Origin of the sequence: Pseudomonas sp. 9.2(2024) (assembly GCF_039695385.1) — a bacterium.
In the GTDB taxonomy this organism is placed as follows: domain Bacteria; phylum Pseudomonadota; class Gammaproteobacteria; order Pseudomonadales; family Pseudomonadaceae; genus Aquipseudomonas; species Aquipseudomonas paraglycinae.
Genome location: NZ_CP155585.1, coordinates 1889719 through 1912664, shown reverse-complemented (window position 1 = coordinate 1912664; position 22946 = coordinate 1889719). Strand labels below are relative to the sequence as shown.

14 protein-coding genes are annotated in these 22946 nt (G+C 62.4%); 10 read left to right on the top strand and 4 right to left on the bottom strand.

Going from position 1 to position 22946, the window contains the following annotated elements:
- Positions 1-342: 342 nt before the first annotated feature.
- Positions 343-720, top strand: coding sequence for a DUF6124 family protein (locus tag ABFB52_RS08560; protein ID WP_129973364.1), 378 nt, complete (start codon positions 343-345; stop codon positions 718-720).
- A 107-nt stretch (positions 721-827) separates the two neighbouring features.
- On the opposite strand, the gene ABFB52_RS08555 is transcribed toward ABFB52_RS08560, so the two are convergent.
- Positions 828-9482: a retention module-containing protein gene (locus tag ABFB52_RS08555; protein ID WP_346836122.1), complete on the bottom strand. Its 8655-nt coding sequence runs from the start codon at positions 9480-9482 to the stop codon at positions 828-830.
- Positions 9483-10013: 531 nt separating this feature from the next.
- On the opposite strand from ABFB52_RS08555, the gene ABFB52_RS08550 reads away from it, so the two are divergent.
- The 3 genes from ABFB52_RS08550 (at position 10014) to ABFB52_RS08540 (ending at position 15070) form a co-directional block, all read left to right on the top strand.
- Complete coding sequence (locus ABFB52_RS08550; protein WP_064383226.1) at positions 10014-11372, top strand: TolC family outer membrane protein; 1359 nt, start codon at positions 10014-10016, stop codon at positions 11370-11372.
- 166 nt (positions 11373-11538) lie between these two features.
- The gene (locus ABFB52_RS08545; protein WP_085747164.1) at positions 11539-13698 is read left to right on the top strand and encodes a type I secretion system permease/ATPase; all 2160 of its coding nucleotides are present in this window, start codon (positions 11539-11541) and stop codon (positions 13696-13698) included.
- A 10-nt stretch (positions 13699-13708) separates the two neighbouring features.
- Positions 13709-15070, top strand: coding sequence for an HlyD family type I secretion periplasmic adaptor subunit (locus ABFB52_RS08540; RefSeq protein ID WP_129974072.1), 1362 nt, complete (start codon positions 13709-13711; stop codon positions 15068-15070).
- Between the two features lie 145 nt (positions 15071-15215).
- Here the strand turns inward: ABFB52_RS08540 and ABFB52_RS08535 are convergent, their stop codons facing one another.
- Entirely contained in the window at positions 15216-15812 is a 597-nt protein-coding gene (locus ABFB52_RS08535) for a DTW domain-containing protein (protein ID WP_129974071.1), read from the bottom strand.
- A 4-nt stretch (positions 15813-15816) separates the two neighbouring features.
- On the bottom strand, positions 15817-16710 hold the full coding sequence (locus tag ABFB52_RS08530) for a LysR family transcriptional regulator (protein ID WP_039772530.1): 894 nt from the start codon (positions 16708-16710) through the stop codon (positions 15817-15819).
- A 444-nt stretch (positions 16711-17154) separates the two neighbouring features.
- Here ABFB52_RS08530 and speB point away from each other — a divergent pair, with 444 nt between their 5' ends.
- The 6 genes from speB to ABFB52_RS08500 all read left to right on the top strand — a co-directional run bounded on the left by speB (position 17155) and on the right by ABFB52_RS08500 (position 22666).
- Positions 17155-18105, top strand: a complete 951-nt coding sequence (gene speB / locus ABFB52_RS08525; protein ID WP_007956591.1) for an agmatinase — start codon at positions 17155-17157, stop codon at positions 18103-18105.
- 10 nt (positions 18106-18115) lie between these two features.
- A complete protein-coding gene (locus ABFB52_RS08520) occupies positions 18116-18538 on the top strand; it encodes a nuclear transport factor 2 family protein (protein WP_011332982.1) in 423 nt (140 codons plus the stop codon).
- Between the two features lie 55 nt (positions 18539-18593).
- Positions 18594-20105, top strand: coding sequence for a cytosine permease (locus ABFB52_RS08515; RefSeq protein ID WP_085747168.1), 1512 nt, complete (start codon positions 18594-18596; stop codon positions 20103-20105).
- Positions 20106-20184: 79 nt separating this feature from the next.
- Positions 20185-21564 carry a sodium:solute symporter gene (locus tag ABFB52_RS08510; protein WP_129974070.1) on the top strand — a complete coding sequence of 460 codons (1380 nt, stop codon included), beginning with the start codon at positions 20185-20187 and terminating at the stop codon, positions 21562-21564.
- An 84-nt stretch (positions 21565-21648) separates the two neighbouring features.
- Positions 21649-22374, top strand: a complete 726-nt coding sequence (locus tag ABFB52_RS08505; protein ID WP_129974069.1) for an MBL fold metallo-hydrolase — start codon at positions 21649-21651, stop codon at positions 22372-22374.
- A gap of 43 nt (positions 22375-22417) precedes the next feature.
- Entirely contained in the window at positions 22418-22666 is a 249-nt protein-coding gene (locus ABFB52_RS08500) for a phosphopantetheine-containing protein (protein WP_102686006.1), read from the top strand.
- A 94-nt stretch (positions 22667-22760) separates the two neighbouring features.
- Here ABFB52_RS08500 and ABFB52_RS08495 read toward each other — a convergent pair whose 3' ends face one another.
- A complete protein-coding gene (locus ABFB52_RS08495; RefSeq protein ID WP_003184145.1) occupies positions 22761-22889 on the bottom strand; it encodes a PA1414 family protein in 129 nt (42 codons plus the stop codon).
- Positions 22890-22946 lie beyond the last annotated feature (57 nt).

Here is a 22946-nt window from a genome sequence, read left to right as displayed (position 1 = left end):
CAGCGTTGAAAGTTATCTCCGCAAAGCCACGCCACCTTGCGCCTTTGCCTACGCATCCGCCAGAATCCGCCGGCTTGTGCGCCTTGGGGGTGGGTTCTATTGTTTGGCGGTCGCTGAAAAGTAGCGATCGGGTTTAGCGATCCGCTTCCATACAGACGCAACAACGCCCAATCCCAATTGCAGCTTTGCCTTCCTGCACTTGGCGTAATGGTGGCTGTGCGTGGGAGACCTTCGGGTCTACCCGGGGTTTCTGTGACCCGGATCGCTAACCTGCGTACAGCCGCCACCTTTACTTGTTTAGCGATGAGTCGTGGCGGCTAAATCCAATCACGGAGATTCGCCATGATCAAACCAACGCCAAACCCTCCTGAAGCCGACCCGACTTCCCCCTACGAAACCCTCGATTCCAAGAAATTCCACGAAGCCGCCGAACGCGCCCTCGATCACTATCTCAATCCCCTCCTCCCCCGAAAACCGCTGCTCAAACCCAATACCCGCTACCTCATCGCCCCCGGCATCGACAGCGAAGAGCTACTGGCCGACGCCTGCGAAACCCTGACTTCGGCCAAGGTCATGGCCAATGACTTTGCCGGTTTGGTGGATGGGTCGCAGCGGCATGTGTTGTTGGGGATTGCGCAGTTGATCATGCTGGGTGAGCTGGCGGTGAATCGGGTACTGGATAATCTGGAGTTGAAGGCTGAGGCGCCCGCTGTAGCTTGACCGCCGCCTGATCGTTCCCGCGCTCTGCGTGGGAACGATCTACGCGCAAAGAAAAACCCGCCGTCCCGATTACTCGGGGCGGCGGGTTTTGTCGTTTCAGCTCCGGCTTACACCGTATCCACCTTCAACGAATGATCATTCAACATCCCGTTGATGATCGTCGCCGTGTCATGCCCACTGGCAATCAAACCACCCGCCCCCGGCGTCACACCGTAGTGGCTGGCCAGGTTGACGCCGGCCAGGTCGATGGTCTGGTTCGGCGTGGCGCCGGCCATGGCGCTGACGTCGATGCTGGTCATGACCGAGGCGCCGCTGCCGGTGACGGTGAAGTGCAGGTAGTCATCCAGTGAGGCCGACGTGCCGTTTTCACCTTGCAGCAGTTGCGACAGGTCGAGCTTGTCGGTGCCGGGGGTGAAGTCGGTGACAAGGTCGTGACCGCTGTTGCCCTTGAGCCACTGAAAGGTGTCGGCACCCGGCCCACCGGTCAGGGTGTTGTTGCCCATCCCGCCGATCAGCAGGTCATCGCCCCCGCCGCCGTTGAGGATGTCGTTGCCCAGGCCGCCGTTGATCACGTTGTTATTGTTGTCGCCGGTGAGGGTGTCGTTGAAGTTCGAGCCGACGAGGTTTTCGATACCGGTCAGGGTGTCTGTCCCGGCGCCAATGGTGTTTTGCGCACCGAGCAGGCCGAGGTTGACCGTCACCCCGGCAGTCGCGTGGGCATAGCTGGCGGTGTCGATGCCAGTGCCACCGTCGAGCAGGTCGTTGCCCGGGCCGCTGTAGAGCAAGTCGTTGCCGGCGCCGCCGTGCAGTTCGTTGTTGCCGGAGCCTGCGGTCAACACATCGTTGCCGTCGCCGGCGTTGATAATGTTGTCGCCGGTGCCGGCCACCAGTACGTCATCGCCCGAGGTGCCAGTGAGGGTGTGGCCATCTTGATAGCTGATGGTCACGTTCGCCGTGTCACTGCCGCCGTGGTTGTCGTTGGCGGTGTAGGTGCCGTGGTAATCCGGGGTGATGTCGTGGGCCCCGGCGTAGTTGAGGGTCATGGTCAGCTGGTAGTTTTCCGCCGCGTTGACGTTGTTGCCCGTGGTGTTGCTGATGTTGGTGATGTGAATCTGGTAGACGCCGTCGGACGATGCGGTCAGGGTCTGGCCGTCCGCGAGGGCGATCCAGGCGCCGCCGTTGATCGAGTACTCCATGGTGATGTGACCGGCCGCCAGGTTGTGGTCCAGGTTGAGGGTTTCGCCCTGGCGCAGGTTGACGGTGATGCGGTCTTCATCGTTGGCGTTTGTGTTGGTCACCGCGCCGAGGTAGCCGCTGACCACCAGCACGGCGGTCATGGTCGCAGCGTTGGCGCTGAACGAGTTACGCACGTTGGCCAAGTTCTGGTTGGCGGCGGTGTTGGCGTTGGTGCCGGTGAAGCTGATCGCGCCGGTGCCGGTGAAGTCTGCCGATTTGGAGATCCAGCCGGTGTTGAACGAGATTGGCGTGGCGTTGAGCGTATCGCCATTCGGGTCGGTATCGTTGGCCAGCAGCAGTTCGCCCGGCACCACGATGTTGCCCGACAGCACGTTGGTGATGATGTGGTCGTCCGCCGCCACCGGAGGCGCGTTGGGGATCACTTTCACGGTCAGGGTCGAACTGGCGAGGTCGCCGTCGTTGTCGCTGAGGGTGAAGCCGATGTTCTCGGTGATCACTACGGCGGTGGTTTTCTGCGAGGTGTAGCTGTAGTCGCCGGTGTCGAGGTTGACCACCAGGGTGCCGCTGTTATTGGTGGCGATGCTCAGGGTGTTGTTCACCGTGTTGAACGTGCCGTGGTTGGCGCCGCCGCTGGCGACCAGCGAACCCTGACCGCCGTTGGCTTTCGGGTCATAGGTGTAGGTGGTGCCGTCGACCACGATGGATTTGATGAACCCGCCATCGGCGCCGAACGTGCCGCCCTCGCCGATCAACGAACCGGTGACCGGCGCCCCTTCGACGGTGCCGGACAGCACCGAGTTGAGCTGGTTGAGGTCGGTGACCACCACCGCGTTGGTGTTGGTGTGCGTGATGCCGTCGTACGCCAGCGGATCGAGGTTGGCGTTGCTCACGCCGCTGCCCAGGCCGATCGCGTAGTTCTTGATGTTGTTGGCATCGAGAAACGCCTTGAGCGTCGCTTCGTCGGCGGTGCCGATGTCACCTTCGTTGGGTTTGCCGTCGGAGAAGAAGTAGCCGACGTTCTGCGCCCCGGTGAGTTTGCCCGAGGTGTTGAACGCGTTGTACATGGTCGCCACGGCCGCATCGTAGTTGGTGCCGCCGCCCGCGCTGAGGCCGGCCAGAATCGTCTTGGCCGTCGCGACATCGACCCACACCGAAGTGCGGTCGGTGGCGTTGCTGCTGAAGGTGACGAGCTGCACTTTCACATCGCCCAGATCGTCGTACTTGTCGAGCAAGGCGCTGATCGCCTGCTTCGCCAGTTCCAACCGCGACAGACCCGGTACGCCAGAAGCGTCGGCCATGCTGCCGGAGATATCGAGGACGATGAGGATGTTGGAGTCGATCTCCACCGCCGCCACCGAACGCTCCGACGCTACCGCTTTTGGCACGTCGTCGACGATGTTGACCACGATGGTGCTGGTGGTGCTGTTGCCCAGCGCATCGGTGGCTTTGTAGGTGAAGCTTTCGCTCAGGGTGTTCGGCCCGTCGTTGGCGTTCGGCGTGGTTTTCGGCGCCGAGGTCAGGGTGTAGGTGTAGGTGCCGTCGGCGTTGAGCTGGATCTGCCCGTAAGTCCCGGTGGCGCTGCCGACCAGGGTATAGGTGATCGCCCCGCTGCCGCCGCTGACCGAACCGACCAGCGTGCCGGTCGCGGTTTCGCCGGTGCTGCCCGGGTCGCTGCCGGTGACTGTGCCGGGGGCCAGGTCTTGTCCGTCCTTGGTCAGGTCGAGGGCTTTTTCGTAGACGGTCACGTCCTGATCGGTCGAGGCCACGAGTTTGCTGTCAGCGACGTTGACGGTGATGGTGGTGGTGCTTTCGTCGCCGTCACTGTCGCGGATGGTGTAAGTGAAGGTGTCGGTAGCGCCCGGCGGGCTCACCGAGTTCGGGTTGCTGTGATAGACCGCGTTGCCGGCCGCATCGAGAGTCAGGTAACCGTAGTTACCGTTGATGTTGCTGTTGAGGCCGCCGATGGCCGAGGTCGCGGTATTGCCGCCGGCGCGCACGCCGACCACGATCGCCGCGCCATCCGCGCCACTGACGTCATTGCCCAGCACGCTGATGTTGACCGTGCCGCCCTCCGCCACCGAGCCGGTGTCGGCCTTGGCGGTCGGCAGGTCATCGATGATGTTGACGTTGATCTGCCCGGTCGCAGTGCTGCCATCGGTGTCCGTCGCCACCACGTTGAAGTTCTCGGTGATGCTGTTGGCGCCGTTGGCATTCGGGTGGGTTTCGTTATCCACCAGGGTGTAGCTGTAACTGACCACGCCGGTTGCCGGGTTGTAACCGGTGATGGTCAGCGTGCTGCCCAGCGGGGTGACGGTCGACTGCGGGAAGCCGGCCGCGACGCCGTTGGTCATCACGGCGATGCCGCCCACGGTCAGGGTTTGCAGACCGTCGAGCGCGGTGACGGTGAAGGTGCCGCTCTGGGTCAGTGCCGGGGTATCGGGGCTGGTGCCGTCGCTGAGGTTTTTCTCATAGACAGTCAGCTCGCCGCCATACACGTCGAGGCCGTTGAGGACCACCGGATCGTCGTTGTTGTGGATGTTCAGCACCAGGTTGGCGGTGCTGGTATCGCCGTCGGCATCGGTCAGGGTGTAGGTGAAGGTCTCGGTGCCGTTGCCACCGCCGTGCAGGTTTTTGAAGTCTGCATCGTTGGTGTTCAGCGTGTAGGTGTACGTGCCGTTGGCGTTCAGCACCAGGGTGCCGTAAGTGCCGGTGAAGGTGCCGGGAGTGATCGGGCCGGCATTCGGCCCGGTCGCCACCACGTCGGCGCCTTGCACGTCGTTGGTCAGCACGTTGCCGTTGAGGGTCAACTGGGTTTCCGACGCGGTGCCGGCGTTGCTGTCGTTGATCGCCTTCGGCACGTCATCGACGATGCTGACCACGAGGGTGCTGGTGACGACGTTGCCCAGCGAATCGGTGGCCTGGTAGGTGAAGGTTTCGGTCAGGGTGTTGGCGCCGTCGTCGGCGTGCGGGGTGGTACTGGCCGGTGAGGTCAGGGTGTAGGTGTACGTGCCGTTGGGGTTGAGCACGATCTGCCCGTAGTTGCCGGTGGCACTGCCGACCAGCGCGTAGCTGATCGCACCGACCGCGCCGGTGACCGAGCCGACCAGCGTGCCGGACGCGGTTTCCCCGGTGCTGGTCGGATCGCTGCCGGTGACCGTGCCAGGAGCCAGATCCTGGCCGTCCTTGGTCAGATCGAGGGCTTTTTCGTAGACGGTGACATCGGTGTCGCTGACCGCGCACAGTTTGCTGTTGTAGACGTCGATGGTGATGGTGGTGGTGCTTTCATCGCCGTCGGAATCGCGCACGGTGTACACGAACACATCCACCGCACCCGGGCCACTCACGGCATTCGGGTTGCTGTGATAGACCGCGTTGCCGTTGGCGTCGAGGGTCAGGTAGCCGTAGGTGCCGTTGATGTTGCTGTTGAGGCCGCCGATGGCCGAGGTCGAGGTGTCGGAACCGGCGCGCACGCCCACTACCGCGCCACTGGCAGCCGGGCCGTCGGCGCCGCCGATATCGTTGTCCAGCACGTTGCCGCTGACGGTGCCGCCCTCCTGCACCGACGTCGCGTCGGGTTTGGCGGTCGGCAGGTCGTCGATGATGTTGACGTTGATCTGCCCGGTGGCGGAGCTGCCATCGGTGTCGGTCGCCACCACGTTGAAGTTCTCGGTGATGCTGTTGGCGCCGTTGGCGGTCGGATGGGTTTCGTTATCCACCAGGGTGTAGCTGTAGCTGACCACGCCCGTGGCCGGGTCGTAACCGGTGATGGTCAGCGTGCTGCCCAGCGGGGTGACGGTCGATTGCGGGAAGCCTGCTGCCACACCATTGGTGATCACGGCAATGCCGCCCACGGTCAGGGTTTGCAGACCGTCGAGGGCGGTGACGGTGAAGGTGCCGCTCTGGCTCAGTGCCGGGGTGTTGGGGCTGGTGCCGTCGCTGAGGTTTTTCTCGTAGACGGTGAGTTCGCCACCGTTGACGTCGAGGCCGTTGAGGTACACCTGATCGTCGTTGTTGTGGATGTTCAACACGAGGTTGGCGGTGCTGGTATCGCCGTCGGCATCGGTGATGGTGTAGGTGAAGGTTTCAGTGCCGTTGCCGCCGCCGTGCAGGTTTTTGAAGTCTGCATCGTTGGTGTTGAGGGTGTAGGTGTACGTGCCGTTGGCGTTCAATGCCAGGGTGCCGTAAGTCCCGGTGAAGGTGCCTGCGGTGATCGGGCCGGCGTTGGGGCCGGTCGGTACGCGGTCGGCGCCTTGCACGTCGTTGGTCAGGACGTTGCCACTCAAGGTGAGGTTGGATTCCGAGGCGGTGCCGGCGTTGCTGTCGTCCACGCCTTTTGGCAGGTCGTCGACGATGTTTACGTCCAGCGTCGCGTTGGCGGTGGTGCCGTTGTCGTCGACTACGGTCACGGCGAATTGCTCGTTGAGCACGTTGGCACCATTGGCAGTCGGGTGCGCTTCGTTGTCGACCAGGGTGTAGCTGTAGCTGACGACGCCGGTTGCAGCGTTGAAGCCGGTGATAGTCAGTGTGCTGCCCAAGGGAGTGACGGTAGATTGCGGGAAACCTGCTGCCACGCCATTGGTGACTACAGCGATGCCGCCGATGGTCAGTGTGGTGACGCCGTCCAGCGCGGTGATGGTGAAGGTGCCGCTTTGGGTCAGGGCTGGCGCATCGGGGCTGCTGCCGTCGCCGAGGTTTTTCTCGTAGACGGTGAGTTCTCCGCCATTCACGTCGAGGCCGTTGATGATTACCGGGTCGTCGTTGTTGTGGATCTGCAGCACGAGGTTTGCGGTGCTGGAGTCGCCGTCGGCATCGGTGATGGTGTAGGTGAAGGTCTCGGTGCCGTTGCCGCCGCCGTGCAGTGCTTTGAAATCGGCGTCGCTGGTGTTCAGCGTGTAGGTGTACGTGCCGTTGGCGTTCAGCACCAGGGTGCCGTAAGTCCCGGTGAAAGTGCCCGCCGTGATCGGGCCGGCATTCGGGCCGGTTGGTACGCGGTCGGCGCCCTGCACATCGTTGATCAGGACGTTGCCGCTCAGCGTGAGGTTGGTTTCCGACGCGGTGCCGGCGTTGCTGTCGTCCACGCCTTTCGGCAGGTCGTCGACGATGTTCACGTCCAGCGTGGCGTTGGCGGTGGTGCCGTTGTCGTCGACCACGGTCACGGCGAACTGCTCATTGAGCACGTTGGCGCCGTTGGCGGTTGGGTGCGCTTCGTTGTCGACCAGGGTGTAGCTGTAGCTGACGACGCCGGTTGCAGCGTTGAAACCAGTGATGGTCAGCGTGCTGCCCAGTGGCGTGGTCACCGATTGCGGGAAGCCTGCCGCCACACCGTTGGTAACCACGGCGATGCCGCCGATGGTCAGCGTGGTAACGCCGTCCAGCGCGGTGATGGTGAAGGTGCCGCTTTGGGTCAGGGCTCCCGAGTCCGGGGCGCTACCGTCGCCGAGGTTTTTCTCGTAGACGGTGAGCTCACCGCCCTCGACGTTCAACCCGTTGATGATCACAGGGTCGTCGTTGTTATGAATCTGCAGCACGAGGTTCGCGGTGCTGGTATCGCCGTCGGCATCGGTGATGGTGTAGGTGAAGGTTTCAGTGCCGTTGCCGCCGCCGTGCAGGTTTTTGAAGTCTGCATCGTTGGTGTTGAGGGTGTAGGTGTACGTGCCGTTGGCGTTCAATGCCAGGGTGCCGTAAGTCCCGGTGAAGGTGCCTGCGGTGATCGGGCCGGCGTTGGGGCCGGTCGGTACGCGGTCGGCGCCTTGCACGTCGTTGGTCAGGACGTTGCCACTCAAGGTGAGGTTGGATTCCGAGGCGGTGCCGGCGTTGCTGTCGTCCACGCCTTTTGGCAGGTCGTCGACGATGTTCACATCCAGTGTCGCGTTGGCGGTGGTGCCGTTGTCGTCGACCACGGTCACGGCGAACTGCTCATTGAGCACGTTGGCGCCGTTGGCGTTCGGATGCGCTTCGTTGTCGACCAGGGTGTAGCTGTAGCTGACAACGCCAGTCGCCGCGTTGAAACCAGTGATGGTCAGCGTGCTGCCCAGTGGCGTGGTCACCGATTGCGGGAAGCCTGCGGCCACGCCATTGGTGACCACGGCGATGCCGCCGATGGTCAGCGTGGTGACGCCATCCAGCGCGGTAATGGTGAAAGTACCGCTTTGGGTCAGGGCTCCCGAGTCCTGGGCGCTGCCGTCACCGAGGTTTTTCTCGTAAACGGTGAGCTCACCGCCCTCGACGTTCAACCCGTTGATGACCACCGGGTCGTCGTTGTTATGAATCTGCAGAACGAGGTTGGCGGTGCTGGTGTCGCCGTCGGCATCGGTCAGGGTGTAAGTGAAAGTCTCGGTGCCATTGCCACCGCCATGCAGATTCTTGAAGTCCGCATCACTGGTATTCAGCGTGTAGGTGTAGGTGCCGTTGGCATTCAGCACCAAGGTGCCGTAAGTCCCGACGAATGTACCGGGGGTGATCGGGCCGGCATTTGCGCCGACGGGTACGCGGTCAGCGCCTTGCACGTCGTTGGTCAGCACGTTGCCGGTCAGCGTCAGTTGAGTCTCCGTCGCCGTACCGTTGTTGTCATCGAACGCTTTCGGCACGTCGTCGGTGATGTTGACGTCCAGCGTGCCGGTGGCGGTGTCGCCATTGCTGTCGCCGGCGATCACGGTGAATTGTTCGCTGAGGTTATTGGCACCGTCGCCCGCCGCGTGGGTTTCGTTGCCGTTGAGGGTGTAGCTGTAGCTGACCGTGCCGGTGGCCGGGTTGTAGCCGGTAATGGTCAGGGTGTTGCCCAGTTGCGTGGTGATCGATTGCGGGAAACCGATCGGCACACCACCGACGATCACGTTGATACCGCCGATGCTCAGGCTGCTCAGACCATCCGGCGCCGACACCGTGAAGCTGCCGGTCTGGGTCAGCGCGCCAGGGTTGGCGGCGGAACCGTCGGGCAGATTGGCTTCGTTGAGATTCAATTCGCCACCGGCTACAGACAGCCCCGTGAGTGTGACCGGATTGTTGACTGGCGGTGGTGGTGGAGCGATCGGCGCGGCGTCGTCACCGTTGTCGATCACCGCGTTGTGGCGTTCTTCGGGAAACTCGGGAATGCCATTGAAACCGGCGGTGGGGAAACCGATGACCGGATCGACCCGGCCCGCCACTTCAGTCAACAACACGAAACTGTGGCCGCCACCCAGTGCGCCCGGCGCACCACCGGTGGCGCCAGGACCAGCCGCCGTCGCTTCGGCGGTTTGGGTCGGGTCATCGCCGGCGGCAATGGCTTTCTGGATCTGTTCGACGTCGGTCAGTTGCGACTCGCTCGGGGTCACCGCTTCCGGTGCATTGACGTGAGCCGCCTGATCGGCGAGCAACTGGCCAGTCATGGTCAGGCTGCTGTCGCGGCCGAGGGTCAGTTCCTGGCCGTTTTGCAGATGAACGGCAACCGCCCCCTCCGCCCCGGTGATCAATTGATCCCCTGCAAACAGCCGATCGCCTTCGACCAGTGCGCGACGAGTGCCGTCCGCCGACTGAGCGAAAACCTGACCAATGACTTTAGTGACGATCCCGATGAGCGTTGCCATGTGCATTCCTCCGCTGCCGACCACCGTCGGCGCTGGTTCGCGAAGCAGCCCATGGCTCAAGCGGGTTGTCGGGGCGACGCTCGCACCTCGACAGTTCGTTTCGCAGGTTGTGCAAATCCAGAAACGCCAGCGCCATCAGGCACTTGGAATCTCTGTTCGATGCAGCACGCCCACTAGCGCTACGTAACGGTGGTGAATCACCCGAGTGACAAAAAACTGTCGCTCATCAGCCGCTACGCGTCCCTCCCCTTTAGCAGTACTTCGCCGTATGTCGCAAAGTGAGTGGAACTTTCCTCAAGCCTTTCTGCACTCCCTAAAGCGCATAAAACAAAGGCTTTCGAGTGGAACAATGTGCTGGATTTGGCGAACCGCATAAGTTTTTTTTGGCATAACCCTTATGAAAATTTTTTCTTAGCTACGCTTCAGGATGTTCTTAGCTCTGTTGTTACAGGCATGAAACGCTTTTTACTAAAAATATCGTCAATAAATTGGCGACAGCGAAACACCATCAGGACTCAGGGAGATGCACCCATGCGCGTACTAACCCCCCTCTGCAGCGCGGTTTTGCTGGCCATGGCTTGCACTTCTCAAGCCCAGGCCATGAACCTCACCGAAGCGATCCAGAGCACCATCGCCACCCACCCGGAACTGGCCTCGCGCGTGGACGCGCGCCTGTCAGCTGATGAACAGGTGAAGGTCGCCAAGGGCGGCTTCTATCCGTCGGTGGATCTGAACGCTGCTTACGGGCGCGGCTACAGCGACAACACCAACACCCGGGCCTTCGGTAACCACCACACCGAAATCCTCAACTACACCCAGTCCGAGCTGCGGCTGCGGCAGATGCTGTTCGACGGTTTCAACACCGCCAACGAAGTCGAACGCACCAAGGGCGTTTCCAACTCGCGCGCCTATTACGCGCAAGGCACCGCCCAGGATTTGGCCCTGCGCACCATCGAGGTCTACCTCGAAGTGCTCAAGCGCCGTGAACTGGTGACCCTGGCCAAGAACAACCTGCAGGCGCACTTGCGCGTCAACGATCAGATCGGCCTGCGCACCGAGCGTGGCGTGGGCAGCACCGCCGACTCCGATCAATCGGTCGCCCGTAAGGCGCTGGCGCAGAACAACCTCGACACCGCCGAAGTCGATCTGGCGGATGCCGAATCGAACTTCTACAGCGTGGTCGGGCGTATGCCCGATGAGCTGGAAACCCCGGCCTCTACCCGCGGCGAATTGCCCGCCACCTTGCCTGAAGCCCAGCAGAGCATGGTCGAGAACAACCCGTACCTGAAATCTGCCCAGGCCGACGTGCAATCGGCCGAGAGTCAGTACGAAGTCGCCAAGTCGCCGTTCTACCCACGCTTCGATGCCGAAGCCGCCGTCGGCGCCAACAACAACGTGCAGGGTGACGAAGGCCACGACAACGAATGGCGGGTCGGCGTAGTGATGAACTACAACCTGTTCCGTGGCGGCAGCGACAAGGCGCGACTGGCCTCCGACGCGCACCAGATCAACCAGGCGATGGACATCCGCAACAACGCCCTGCGTCAGCTTAACGAGAACATTCACCTGGCCTGGAACGCCATGCTCAACGCCAAGAAACAAACCCCGACCGCCCGCGAATACGCCGAAACCACCAAGCGTGTACGCGCCGCGTATCAGGATCAGTTCGGCCTCGGCCAGCGCACCCTGCTCGATGTGCTCGACAGTGAAAACGAGCTGTACAACGCCAACCGTCGCTACACCGAAATCCGCTACACCGAGGAATACTCGATGTACCGCGTGCTGGCGAACATGGGCCAGTTGTTGAGCAAGCAGCGCGTGGTGCTGCCGGCCGATGCGATTGCCGCGACCGAGGTGAAGAACGAAGCGCGTCTGCCCGAGCTGAAATAACCACTCTGCCGGAGCTGCCAAAAGCTGTGATCTGATCGTTCCCATGCTCCGCGTGGGAATGCAGCCCGTGACGCTCCGCGTCACTGGACGCGGAGCGTCCCTAGAGGCATTCCCACGCGGAGCGTGGGAACGATCAACTGAAGTAGTGCCAGGGGGAGCGATCAATATGACCAGCATGCAACCCGGTAACACCGGGATCGATCCGCGGCTGAGCTTCGATGACCCGTTGCTCGACGGTCTGTTGATCCTCTGCAAACTCCATGGCGCGACGGTCAGTCGCGCCAGCCTGAGCGCCGGGCTGCCCCTGGACAAACAGCGCCTGAGCCTGGACCTGCTGCCCCGCGCCGCCGCCCGGGCCGGGTTGCAGGCGCGCTTGTTGCGTCGGGAACTCAAGGACATTTCACCGCTGAACCTGCCGGTGCTGTTGCTGTTGGGCAACGGGCGTACGGCGGTGTTGCGACGTTTTGCCGAAGACGGCAAGGCGCTGATCCTGCCCAGCGAAGCCGACGGCGGCGAGCAATGGGTCAGCCGTGAAGAACTCACCGAACACTACAGCGGCCAGGCTCTGTTCGCCCGGCCCCGGCATGAACTGGAGGACTTGCGCTCACCGTTGGTGCCACGGGTGCAGGCGTGGTTTCGCGACACCCTGAAGCTGTCGAAATGGCTGTACAGCGACGCGATCCTCGCCAGTTTCCTGATCAACCTGCTGGGCCTGATGGTGCCGCTGTTTGTCATGCAGACCTACGACCGTGTGGTTCCGAACCAGGCCACGTCGACCCTGTGGGTGCTGGCCATCGGGCTGTTGATCGGCACCGGTTTCGAACTGGTGCTGCGGGTGGTACGTGCGCATCTGCTGGACACCGCCGGCAAGAAGACCGACGTGATCCTTTCCGCGACTTTATTCGAGCGCATCACCGGCATGTCGATGAAGGCCCGGCCGGCGACCATCGGCGGATTCGCCCAGAGCATTCACGACTTTCAGGGCCTGCGCGAATTTCTCACCGCCGTGACCCTGACCAGCCTGATCGACCTGCCTTTCGTGGTGTTGATGCTGGTGGTGATCGGCCTGCTCGGTGGCTGGCTGGTGGTGATTCCGCTGCTGGCGTTTCCAATCACGATCGTCTTCGCGATGATCATTCAGGCCCGTCTGCGCGACACCGTGCAGAAAAGCCTGAGCCTCGGCGCCGAGCGTCAGGCGTTGCTGATCGAAACCCTCGGCGGCCTGGAAACCCTCAAGGCGTGCAGCGCCGAAAGCGAGCGCCAGCACAAATGGGAAAGTACCCACGGCGCCCTCACCCGCCTCGACAGCCACGCGCGCAACCTCTCGGCGCTGGCCACCAATGGCACGCTGTTCATCCAGCAGTTTTCAGGGATGGCAACGATTGTGGCCGGGGTCTACAGCATCATCGCCGGCAACCTCAGCGTCGGCGCACTGGTGGCCACTTACATGCTCGGCAGCCGCGTGCTCGCGCCGCTGGGCCAGATCGCCGGGCTGATCACCCGCTACCAGCAAGCGCAACTGACCATGAAAAGCACCGACGCGCTGATGTCCCTGCCTCAGGAGCGCGACGGCAAACAACGGCCACTGGAGCGCACGCAACTGCAAGGCGCGCTGGACGCCAACGCCGTGACCTTCCACTACAACGGCCAGAACGCGCCGGCCCTGAACAACGTCAGCTTCAGCGTCAAACCCGGCGAGCGGATCGGTATCATCGGCCGCAGCGGCTCGGGCAAAAGCACCCTGGCGCGGCTGGTGATGGGCTTCTACGAACCGGAAGAAGGCCAGCTGCTGCTCGACGGCCTCGACCTGCGGCAGCTGGATGTCGCCGACCTGCGCCAGCAGATCGGTTACGTCGCCCATGACCTGCCGCTGCTGGCCGGCAGTCTGCGCGACAACCTGACCCTCGGCGCGCGCTACATCAGCGATTCGCGGATGCTTGAAGTGGCCGAACTGACCGGCGTTACCGAGCTTGCACGGCAGCACCCGCAAGGCTTCGACCGGCCGGTTGGCGAGCGCGGGCAATTGCTCTCCGGCGGCCAGCGCCAGGCGGTGTTACTGGCGCGGGCGCTGCTGCTAGACCCGCCGATCATGCTGCTCGACGAACCCACCAGCGCCATGGACAACAGCAGCGAAGACGTCCTGCGCCAGAAGCTGCACGGCTGGGTACAGGGCAAAACCTTGCTGCTGGTCACCCACCGCACCTCGATGCTGAGCCTGGTGGACCGGTTGCTGGTACTGGACAACGGCCGGATCGTCGCCGACGGTCCGAAAGAAGCGGTCATCGATGCACTGCGCAAGGGCCGGGTCGGCTCGGCAGCGGTCTAGGAGTTGCCCCATGTCTGCTTCTTCCTCTTCAAAACCCCGCGGTTATTTCGACAGCTTCGGTAAAAGCGCCGAAGCCGAATTCATGCCGGAAACCGCCGGCGCCTCGTTGCAGGATTCGCCAAGCTGGTCGCGCATCACCGTGTGGCTGGCGGCGGCGCTGCTGATCAGTGCGCTGGTCTGGGCCAAGTTCGCGGTGCTCCAGGAAGTGACCATGGGCGAAGGCAAGGCGATTCCGTCGAGCAAGGTTCAGGTGATCCAGAACCTCGAAGGCGGGATCGTCACCGAGATCTTCGTGCGTGAAGGGCAAATGGTCAGCAAGGGCGATACCTTGCTGCGGCTGGATGACACGCGGTTTCTGTCGAACAAGGGTGAGAGCGAGGCCGATCGTTATGCCCTGACCGCGCAGGTCGAACGCTTGTCCGCCGAAGCCGAAGGCCGGCCGTTCAAGCTCTCGGACGAGGTGATCGCCAAGGCCCCGCAAGTCGCCGAGGACGAGCGCTCGCTGTACGAACAACGGCAACGCCGGCTGGCCAGCGAGCAACGCACCCTCAGCGAACAGCTGCGGCAGAAGGCACAGGAGCTGGCGGAATTTCGGTCGAAACAGGGGCAATACAGTTCGAGCCTGGCGCTGCTGCAACAGGAAATGAACATGTCGGAACCGCTGGTGAAAACCGGCGCGGTTTCGCCCGTGGAGATTCTCCGCCTGCGTCGTAGCGCAGTGGAAATTCGCGGTTCGTTGAATGCCACGACGCTCGCCATTCCCCGGGCCGAATCGGCGATCAACGAGATCAAGAGCAAGATCGACGAATCGGAACAGACCTTCCGCTCCGAAGCGGCCAAGGAGCTCAACGAGAAACGCACCGACCTGTCGAAAATCACCGCGTCGAGCATCGCCATCGACGACCGCGTCAGCCGCACCACCGTGACTTCGCCGGTACGCGGGGTTATCAAGCAGATGAAGGTCAACACCATCGGCGGCGTGGTGCAGCCGGGCAGCGACATGGTGGAAATCGTGCCGCTGGAAGACAACCTGTTGATCGAAGCCAAGGTCCGGCCGCAGGACGTGGCGTTTCTGCATCCGGGCCAGAAAGCCATGGTCAAGTTCAGCGCCTACGACTACACGATCTACGGCGGGCTCAGCGCCAAGCTTGAGCTGATCGGCGCCGACACCATCACTGACGACAAGGGCAACAGCTTCTACCTGATCCAGGTGCGAACCGACAAAAACCATTTGGGCGGGGATGTGAAACCGCTGCTGATCATTCCGGGGATGGTGGCGACGGTGGACATCATCACCGGAGAAAAAAGCGTGCTGGATTACCTGCTCAAACCGGTGCTGAAGGCCCGGACCGAGGCGATGCGCGAACGCTAGCCACTCTCGCTCCCACGCAGAACCTTGATCGTTCCCACGCTCTGCGTGGGAATGCCGCCCGGGACGCTCCGCGTCCCTTCGCGACGGTGACGCGGAGCGTCACTGGATGCATTCCCACGCGGAGCGTGGGAACGATCAACACCGCTTACTTTCCAGAATGATTACGCAGGAAAGTCTCCTCCCCCATCGCCGCAATCTGCCCTTCAATCAACACCTCGAACGGCTTGAGCAACGGCTCGAACGACGTCGGCGCTTCCAGCGTCTGCAACGCCTGAACAATCGCTTCGATCGTCGACAACGCCCCCGGCCCCGGTGCCTTGCGCAGCCGATACCGCGACACCCCACCCTCCGCCAAAGTCACCCGTGGCAACGCCGCCAGCAGCGGATTGAGGTGCAGCATCTTGCGCGCCTTGCGCCACGTGCCATCCGGCACCACCAGCAACAGCGGTTCATCGGACGCGGCGTAAGCCTGCATCGGTTGCGCATCGTCCGCCGGGAACAACAACCGCGCCCGATACCCCGGCCGGTTCAACAGCGCGGGCAAATCATCGAACACTTCACCGACAATCAGCTCGGCATTGTTCAAACCGAGCGCCGCCAGCCGAGCCGTGTTGAGCGCGTGATTGACCTCGCTCGGGTGCTGCAACAGCAACACCCGGGTGCGGCTGTCGAGGCTGGGGATCAGCGGGCAAAGGCAATGGGTTTGTGGGCGCAGGCAGCGCGGGCATTGGGGTCTGGACATTGTCTTATGCCTGATTGAGCTGCGCTTTGAGCAGATCGCGGAAAGTCTGGATCAGCGGCTCGCGGCTGCGGCCCCGGCGCATGATCATGGAAAACGGTGCCTGATAACCGAAGGTCGCCGGCAGCAGCACCCGCAGATCGCCCTTGTCGGCCCAAGCCTGGGCGTAGTGCTCCGGCAGGTAACCGATGTAGGCGCCGGACAGCACCAGAATCAGCTGCGCTTCCATACTTTCCACGGTCGCGGCGCTGTGTTTGAAGCCGTGGCGCGCCAGTTCAGCCTGGCTCCAGTAACCGCGCCCGACCATGCGTTGCTGGGTAATGACCTGCTCGGGAATCCGCCGTTCGTTGAACAGCGGGTGACGGTTGCTGCAGTACAACCAGTGCTGCTCGCGGTACAGCGGCATGTACACCAGACCGCTCATGCGCGTGGAGAATGCACCGATGGCCAGATCGAGGCGGTTGTCCTGCACGCCGAGTTGCAGTTCATACGGGCTCATCACCGACAAGTGCAAATGCACCGCCGGGTGTTCCTGGCTGTAGGCACCGATGGCTTCGGCGAACGGCAGGGCCTTGTCGCTGACCGTCGAGTCGATCACCCCGAGGTTGAGCGTGCCGCGCAATTCGCCCTTGAGCGCTGCTGCGTATTGCTCGAAACCTTCGAGTTCGGCCAACAGACGCAGGGTTTCCTGATGGAACAGCTCACCCTTGCTGGTCAGGCTGAAACCGCCGCGCCCGCGATGGCACAGCACCAGACCCAGCGCGGCTTCGAGCTGACTCATGTAGGTGCTGATCGCCGAGGTCGACAGGTTGAGTTCCTGCTGCGCGTTGGCAAACCCCTGATGACGCACGACGCTGACGAAGATGCGCAACAGTTTCAGGTCGGGTAAAGCGTTGGCCATGTCTACTCCGGGCTTTGGAACTGTGTTGTCTGGTCAATCCACCCCTCACCCCAACCCTCTCCCCAGAGGGGCGAGGGGGAAAGGGAGCCGATCTCCATGGCCTTCAAATCTTGCGTCTGCCTCAGGACTCTCCTGAGCTCGACTCGATATTTCAGGTCGATGTCCCTCTGGAAAACAACTCCGTCGGCCCCCTCTCCCTCCGGGAGAGGGCTGGGCGGGCGGCGTTCCGATGAGGGCAGCGATGTTCAGCCGATCACAAACCCCAAGGCGCACAAAGTCTATCTCCACCCACATCATTAGTTTAGAAATTTCTGAACTAAGTATTTGCCCGTAGCGATTCTTCCGCCCCACTACATTTCGCAGAATCGGCCCACAGCGGTGCCCGTGCCCCTTGCGAATACGGTGCGCCGACATAAATAAAACAAAGACGATGAGGCCCTACCCGTGGACAAGATTCTTCACCAACCACTGGGCGGCAACGAAATGCCGCGCTTCGGCGGCATCGCCACCATGCTCCGACTCCCCCATGTACCGACCGCTGCCGGCCTGGACGCTGCCTTCGTTGGTGTGCCGCTGGACATCGGTACTTCGCTGCGCCCCGGCACCCGCTTCGGGCCGCGCGACATCCGCACCGAATCGGTAATGATCCGCCCGTACAACATGGCCACCGGCGCTGCGCCGTTCGACTCGCTGTCGGTTGCCGACATCGGTGACGTGGCAATCAACACCTTCAACCTGCTCGACGCCGTGCGCATCATCGAAGAAGCCTACGACAACATCCTCGAGCACAACGTGATCCCGATGACCCTGGGTGGCGACCACACCATCACCCTGCCGATCCTGCGTGCCATCCACAAAAAGCACGGCAAGGTCGGTCTGGTACACATTGATGCCCACGCTGACGTCAACGATCACATGTTCGGCGAGAAGATCGCCCACGGTACGACCTTCCGTCGCGCCGTCGAAGAAGGCCTTCTGGACTGCGACCGCGTGGTGCAGATTGGTCTGCGTGCGCAGGGTTACACCGCTGACGACTTCAACTGGAGCCGCGATCAGGGCTTCCGCGTGGTGCAGGCCGAAGAGTGCTGGCACAAGTCGCTGGAACCGCTGATGGCCGAAGTGCGCGAGAAAGTCGGTGGCGGCCCGGTGTACCTCAGCTTCGACATCGACGGCATCGACCCGGCGTGGGCGCCTGGCACCGGCACTCCGGAAATCGGTGGTCTGACGACCATTCAGGCGATTGAAATCGTTCGCGGCTGCCAGGGCCTCGACCTGATCGGCTGCGATCTGGTAGAAGTCTCGCCCGCTTATGACACCACCGGCAACACCTCGCTGCTGGCCGCCAACCTGCTGTACGAAATGCTCTGCGTACTGCCGGGCGTCGTCCACCGCTGAGGGTCGGGTCATGAACGAACGTGATCAGGTTCTGAAAGCGGCCGCCGATCTGGTGTCCGCCTTCGCCCGCAACGATCGCGAAGCCTACTTCGGCGCGTTCAGCGCCGATGCCAGCTTCGTGTTCTACACCCTCGAACAGCCCCTGCTGTCGCGCGATGCCTATCAGGCGTTGTGGGACAGCTGGCGCGCCGAGGATGGCTTCGAGGTGTTGTCCTGCACCTCGAGCAACGCCTTCGTCAGCCTGCAGGGTGACGTGGCGATTTTCATCCATGACGTGGCCACCGAGCTGCGCATGCAAGGGGAGCAACATTTCAGCCAGGAGCGCGAGACGATTGTTTTCAAGAAACAAGCGTCAAGCCTAGAACAACAAGGCCATTGGCTGGCCTGCCACGAACATTTGTCCGCAATGCCGGAAGGGCTGCCATCCCCTTAGCCAAGACAGGTGACGCTCACGCACGATGAGCGCGCCTTTATGATCGGAGCAGATCATGAATAACAACAACAAAGACCAAAGCCTTACGCAGATTGAAACCCACGGGGTCGAACAGATCCCGGACAACGAACGCACCGCCGGTCCCGTGGACTTGTTCCGCATGATCTTTGGCGGCGCGAATACCTTTGCCACCGCCGTGCTCGGCAGTTTCCCGGTGCTGTTCGGCCTGTCCTTCCAGGCGGGCGTCTGGGCGATTGTCTCGGGCGTGCTGCTTGGCTCGCTGATCCTCGCACCGATGGGCCTGTTCGGTCCGCTCAACGGCACCAACAATGCCGTGTCGTCCGGTGCGCACTTCGGCGTGCACGGGCGGATCGTCGGTTCGTTCCTGTCGCTGCTGACCGCCATCGCCTTCTTCTCGCTCTCGGTGTGGAGTTCGGGAGATGCGCTGATCGGTGGTGCGAAACGCCTGATCGGCCTGCCGGAAACCGACCTGACCCTGGGCCTGGCCTACGGTCTGTTCGCGATTCTGGTGTTGACCGTGTGCATCTACGGCTTCCGCTTCCTGCTGTGGGTGAACAAGGTCGCGGTGTGGAGCGCGAGCCTGCTGTTCCTGCTGGGCATCTTTGCCTTCGCCGGTCCCTTCGATTCGCACTACGCCGGCACCGTCAGCCTCGGCCAGCCGGGCTTCTGGGCCGCGTTCATCGGCGCCGCGCTGGTGGCCATGAGCAACCCGATTTCCTTCGGCGCGTTCCTCGGCGACTGGGCCCGCTACATCCCGCGTGAGACCTCGCGCAAGCGGATCATGGCGGCGGTGGTGCTCTCGCAGATCGCCACCTTCATCCCGTTCCTGTTCGGCCTGACCACCGCGACCATCGTCGCGATCCAGGCGCCGGACTACATCGCGGCCAACAATTACGTAGGCGGTCTGCTCGCGGTGTCGCCGAGCTGGTTCTTCCTGCCGGTGTGCCTGATTGCGGTGATCGGCGGCATGTCCACCGGCACCACATCGCTGTATGGCACCGGGCTGGACATGTCCAGCGTGTTCCCGCGCCTGCTGTCGCGGGTCAAGGCGACGCTCCTGATCGGTGTGCTGTCGATTGCCTTCATCTTCATCGGGCGCTTTGCGGCGAACCTGGTGCAGAGCGTGTCGACCTTCGCCGTGCTGATCATCACCTGCACCACCCCTTGGATGGTGATCATGATCATCGGCCTGGTGGTACGTCGCGGCTTCTACTGCCCGGACGACCTGCAAGTGTTCACGCGCGGCGAGCAAGGCGGACGCTACTGGTTCAGCCACGGCTGGAACTGGCGCGGTCTGGGTGCGTGGATCCCGAGCGCGGCGGTCGGCCTGTGCTTCGTCAACCTGCCGGGGCAGTTCGTCGGCCCGCTCGGTGAACTGGCCGGCGGCATCGACATCAGCCTGCTGGTGACCCTCGGTCTGGCGTCGGTGATGTACCTGATGCTGCTGAGCCTGTTCCCGGAACCGGCGCTGGTCTACGGCCCGAAGGATCCCCGCAGCAAAGGCGCGCATGCGCCGGCTGAAGCGGCGCTGCGTCAGGCTGCCTGAATAAACGAATCGCCTGTGGGGGTCAGCCTTCTCCCACAGTGTTCCACCCCATAAAAAAGACAATCGGAGACACGCCATCATGGCTTTGGATTTATTCGTCGTCCTCATCTACGCCGCCGGCATGCTCTTGCTCGGCTACTTCGGCATGCGCAAGGCCAAGACCAACGAGGACTTCCTGGTCGCCGGGCGTAACCTCGGCCCGAGCCTGTACATGGGCACCATGGCCGCGACCGTTCTCGGTGGCGCGTCCACCGTCGGTACCGTCCGCCTGGGCTACGTGCACGGCATTTCCGGTTTCTGGCTGTGCGCGGCACTGGGTTGCGGCATCGTGGCGCTGAACCTGTTCCTGGCCAAGCCGCTGCTGAAACTGAAGATCTACACCGTTACCCAGGTCCTGGAAAAACGCTACAACCCGATGGCCCGCTCGGCCAGCGCGGCAATCATGCTGGCCTACGCGCTGATGATCGGCGTGACCTCGATCCTCGCCATCGGCACCGTGCTGCAAGTGCTGTTCGGCCTGCCGTTCTGGATCTCGGTACTGCTCGGCGGTGGCGTGGTGGTGATCTACTCGGCCATCGGCGGCATGTGGTCGCTGACCCTGACCGACATCGTCCAGTTCATCATCAAAACCGTCGGCCTGATGTTCATCCTCCTGCCAATCTGCCTGTACCGCGTCGGCGGCTGGGATGAACTGGTGCTGAAACTGCCGGCCACTGCCTTCAGCTTCACCACCATCGGCTGGGACACGATCATCACCTACTTCATGATCTACTTCTTCGGCATCCTGATCGGTCAGGACATCTGGCAACGGGTCTTTACCGTCAAGAACGAAAAAGTCGCTCAGTACGCCGGTAGCTTCGCGGGCATCTACTGCATCCTCTACGGTCTGGCCTGTGCCTTGATCGGCATGGCTGCACATGTGCTGATCCCGGATCTGGACAACGTCAACAACGCCTTTGCCGCGATCGTCAAACTGTCGCTGCCGGACGGCATCCGTGGTCTGGTGATCGCCGCTGCCCTGGCCGCGATGATGTCCACCGCCAGCGCCGGCCTGCTCGCCGCTGCCACCACCCTGACCGAAGACCTGCTGCCGAAACTGCGTGGCGGCAAACAGTCGAGCCTGGGTGTGAACCGTCTGTTCACCCTGCTGACCGGTGTCGTGGTGCTGGGTATTGCTCTGGTTGTGAACGACGTGATCAGCGCTCTGACCCTCGCTTACAACCTGTTGGTAGGCGGCATGCTGATCCCGCTGATCGGTGCGATCTTCTGGAAACGCGCGACCACTGCCGGCGCCATCGCCAGCATGGGCCTGGGTTTCGCCACCGCCCTGCTGTTCATGTTCAAGGACGGTCTGGATGCCAACACGCCGATCTACTACAGCCTGGCTGTGGGTCTGGTGAGTTTTGTGGTGGTCAGCCTGTTTTCCCGTCACCCTGCCCCGGTGGCCAGCGCGGTCTAAGCTCGCTATAACGACTTGATGCTTTCTTCGGCGGGTGTGGCGTCGGTTGCCACACCCGTTTTTTTCGTCTGGAGAAAATGCTTGATGAAGATTGTTTCTCGCGATCAGTGGTTCGAAGTGCAAACCCTTAGCGACGGCATTCGGCTGATTCACGAGCCGTTCATCCGCCCGTTCTATCGCTGCAACCTCTGGCACATTCAGGGGCGGGACAAGGATCTGCTGCTCGACAGCGGTTCCGGCCTGGTCAGCCTGCGCGAACAGCTGCCGTGGCTGACCGAACGGCCGCTAGTGGCGGTGGCCAGTCATTGCCATTTCGACCACATCGCCGGGCACCACGAATTTGCCGAACGGCTGGTGCATCCGGCCGAAGCGGACATTCTGGCGGCGCCGGATGGCGAGAACGATCTGAGCCGGGCCTTCGTCGGCGACGACATGTTCGAAGCGCACCCGGATTGCCCGCTGTGCTACGCCGAATACCGGGTCAAGGCAGCGCCCGCCACCGGGTTTGTCGAGGACGGCGATGTGCTGGACCTCGGCAACCGCACGTTGCAGGTGCTGCACACGCCGGGGCATTCACCGGGAGGGATCAGCCTCTACGAAGCGGCCACTGAGACCCTGTTCAGCGGCGACATCATTTACGACGGGCCGTTGATCGAAGACGCCTACCATTCCAACCTCGACGACTACGCCGCCAGCCTGCGCCGCTTACAGGCTCTGAAGATTCGCACCGTGCATGGCGGTCACTTCGGCAGTTTTTCCGCAGAGCATCTGCACGGGATGATTGACGAATGGTTGCGCCGCCACGCCTGAGGCCTGCTGTACTTCAGTCAGACTAACAACACAAAGATCTGCCATGAGAAGAGCTGCCGTGCGTGCTGCCGTGCACCGGTTCATCCTGCGCCTGCTGGAAAATCGTGAATTCGACGACAACACCAGCCTCGCGCAGCTGGGGCTGGAAAAAGCGGATATCGAGGATCTGATCTTCCATCTGGAAGATGAATTCGGCCTGACGGCCTTCACCGCCGAAGAGGACCGGATGCTCAAGACCGCGAAGACCGCGAATGACCTGAGCCAGTTTCTGATGGAAATCGGGCGTCACTGAAAACAAAAGATCGCACCCGCCAGCCACTCCAATGGAGCGACAGCCGGGTGCGATCTTTTGTCGTTTAAATCCTTTGATCCTTCAAAGCGGGGCATTACCGCCGACGTGGCTGACGCCGACGCTGTTCGTCATCGGTGCGAATCGGGACCGGTTGCAGAGGCGGTTCGATCAAGCCGAGGGCAACACCCAAATCGTGCAGCCAGTTTTGAATTTTCTCTTTCATCGTCATGCCCCCTTCAGGGTGGTGCTGAGCGTCCGGAATTCTGAGGCCGCTTCGCAC

What these genes read in the sequence shown, in the direction of transcription:
- ABFB52_RS08510 (WP_129974070.1), top strand. Translation starts at nt 20,185, where the DNA reads ATGGCTTTGGATTTATTCGTCGTCCTCATCTACGCCGCCGGCATGCTC.
- ABFB52_RS08540 (WP_129974072.1), top strand. Translation starts at nt 13,709, where the DNA reads ATGTCTGCTTCTTCCTCTTCAAAACCCCGCGGTTATTTCGACAGCTTC.
- ABFB52_RS08515 (WP_085747168.1), top strand. Translation starts at nt 18,594, where the DNA reads ATGAATAACAACAACAAAGACCAAAGCCTTACGCAGATTGAAACCCAC.
- ABFB52_RS08530 (WP_039772530.1), bottom strand. Translation starts at nt 16,710, where the DNA reads ATGGCCAACGCTTTACCCGACCTGAAACTGTTGCGCATCTTCGTCAGC.
- ABFB52_RS08495 (WP_003184145.1), bottom strand. Translation starts at nt 22,889, where the DNA reads ATGAAAGAGAAAATTCAAAACTGGCTGCACGATTTGGGTGTTGCCCTC.
- ABFB52_RS08520 (WP_011332982.1), top strand. Translation starts at nt 18,116, where the DNA reads ATGAACGAACGTGATCAGGTTCTGAAAGCGGCCGCCGATCTGGTGTCC.
- ABFB52_RS08555 (WP_346836122.1), bottom strand. Translation starts at nt 9,482, where the DNA reads ATGGCAACGCTCATCGGGATCGTCACTAAAGTCATTGGTCAGGTTTTC.
- ABFB52_RS08535 (WP_129974071.1), bottom strand. Translation starts at nt 15,812, where the DNA reads ATGTCCAGACCCCAATGCCCGCGCTGCCTGCGCCCACAAACCCATTGC.
- ABFB52_RS08550 (WP_064383226.1), top strand. Translation starts at nt 10,014, where the DNA reads ATGCGCGTACTAACCCCCCTCTGCAGCGCGGTTTTGCTGGCCATGGCT.
- ABFB52_RS08560 (WP_129973364.1), top strand. Translation starts at nt 343, where the DNA reads ATGATCAAACCAACGCCAAACCCTCCTGAAGCCGACCCGACTTCCCCC.
- ABFB52_RS08500 (WP_102686006.1), top strand. Translation starts at nt 22,418, where the DNA reads ATGAGAAGAGCTGCCGTGCGTGCTGCCGTGCACCGGTTCATCCTGCGC.
- ABFB52_RS08505 (WP_129974069.1), top strand. Translation starts at nt 21,649, where the DNA reads ATGAAGATTGTTTCTCGCGATCAGTGGTTCGAAGTGCAAACCCTTAGC.
- ABFB52_RS08545 (WP_085747164.1), top strand. Translation starts at nt 11,539, where the DNA reads ATGACCAGCATGCAACCCGGTAACACCGGGATCGATCCGCGGCTGAGC.